This is a genomic window from Acinetobacter sp. (genome assembly GCF_045628685.1).
Lineage (GTDB): Bacteria > Pseudomonadota > Gammaproteobacteria > Pseudomonadales > Moraxellaceae > Acinetobacter.
Window position 1 is genome coordinate 1 of sequence record NZ_JAZQPV010000051.1, and the last position, 1,717, is coordinate 1,717.

Here is a 1,717-nt window from a genome sequence, read left to right on the forward strand (position 1 = left end):
ATTCCAGACAGTCCTGAGCAGTTACTGGCTTTAATCGAACAGCAAAAAAATGATTATCCGCTCATTCTAACCGTAGGCGGTACAGGGTTGGGACCGAAAGATTTAACCGTGGAAACCATCCAGCCTTTATTGAAACGTGAAATTCCCGGGCTGATGGAAGCCTCGCGTAGCTTTGGACAAAAACGTACCCCATATGCGGCTTTAAGTCGTGGTGTGGCAGGTTATATCGATAACAGTCTGGTGATGACTTTACCGGGCAGTCGTCAAGGCGCCAAAGAATCCTTGATTGCCGTACTGCCTGCATTGGTGCATTTATTTGATGTACAAAAAAATATTCCCCATGCAGGGGGGTATGAATAATGTCAGGATGTGGCACTGAACATGGCCTGATTAGTGTCGATCATGCTCTGGATTTAATCTTGCAGCACACCAAAGTTTTAGCGACTGAAAGACTTAAGCTCAATCAGGCCTTAAACCGCTATTTAGCTGAAGATGTTTACTCGAATATCAATCTTCCCTTATTTTCGCAAAGTGCTGTAGATGGTTATGCAATTTGTGCAGAGTCTGCAATTGAGCCGGATACAGAATTTGAACTGATCGGTGAAATTCAGGCAGGGCATTCATCCGAATTACAACTCAAAGCAGGGCAAGCGGTTCGCATTTTTACCGGTGCCAAAATTCCATTTGCAACCACAACGGTGGCGCGGCAGGAAATTGTACAGGTCATCGATGTATCGACAATTAAAATAACCGAAAACCTAAAAGCTAATGCCGATATTCGCGATGTCGGTGAAGAAATTTCAGTGGGACAATTACTGGCCAACAAAGGACAACAATTGTCTGTGGGTGCAATGGCTTCCTTAAGTATGGCGGGTATTCAAGCGGTTGAAGTGTTTAAGTATCCTAAAGTTGCGGTAGTGATCACGGGTGATGAGGTCGCGGAAAGTATAGAAGACTTTGCAACAGGTAAAATTTTTGATGCCAACGGTCCTCTGATTGAAGCATGGTTTCAGAATCAAGCACAGCAGGTTGAAATTTTCCATGTGGCGGATACTGAAGCTGCGGTTCAGGCACTCATTCAAAAATTATCAGAAAGTCATGATCTGATTTTAACCACGGGTGGGGTATCGGTGGGTGATTATGACTTTATTCGACCTGTGACTTTGGATTTGGGCTTTGAACAAATTTTCTGGAAAGTCAAACAAAAGCCGGGCAAACCGATGTTTTTTGCGCAGTTAGAACGAGCAGATGATTCATATTGTTATCTGTTGGGTTTACCGGGTAATCCTGCAGCCGTATATGTGGGCATGCAAATCTACACCTCAACCTTATTAAACGCCTTACAAGGACAGAAACATCAGCCGGAATGGTTTAGTGCAGTACTGAACCATGACCTGAAAATGGATGCCAGAGAACGCTTTTTAAGAATGTTTGCCAGTTTTGATCAATCGGTTTTAAAAGTGAAAAGCCTGTCCAAACAGCAATCGCATATGCTGAGTAATTTGATGCAGGCGAATTGTCTGGTACGTATTCCGGCAGGGCAAAGCTTGAATGAAGGCGAGATTGTTCACGGTTTATTTATTCACTGATGAGGAAAATGCACATGAAAAAATCCCTGTTTTTATCCATGTGCCTCGCCATAACATTTTCCTCAGCCCATGCCGGGACAGTCAAAGTCTATGCAGCCGCAAGTCTAAGCAATGCCATGACAGATATT

At 43.7% G+C, this 1,717-nt stretch carries 2 protein-coding genes; both read left to right on the forward strand.

Annotation, left to right across the window (positions count from 1 at the left end; all coding sequences use genetic code 11):
- Positions 1-360 (forward strand): molybdopterin-binding protein (locus tag ACKI4H_RS06585; protein ID WP_407304637.1); only part of this gene is annotated, 360 nt, incomplete at its 5' end.
- On the forward strand, positions 360-1,589 hold the full coding sequence (locus tag ACKI4H_RS06590; RefSeq protein WP_407304639.1) for a molybdopterin molybdotransferase MoeA: 1,230 nt from the start codon (positions 360-362) through the stop codon (positions 1,587-1,589). The genes ACKI4H_RS06585 and ACKI4H_RS06590, both read left to right, overlap by 1 nt.
- Positions 1,590-1,717 lie beyond the last annotated feature (128 nt).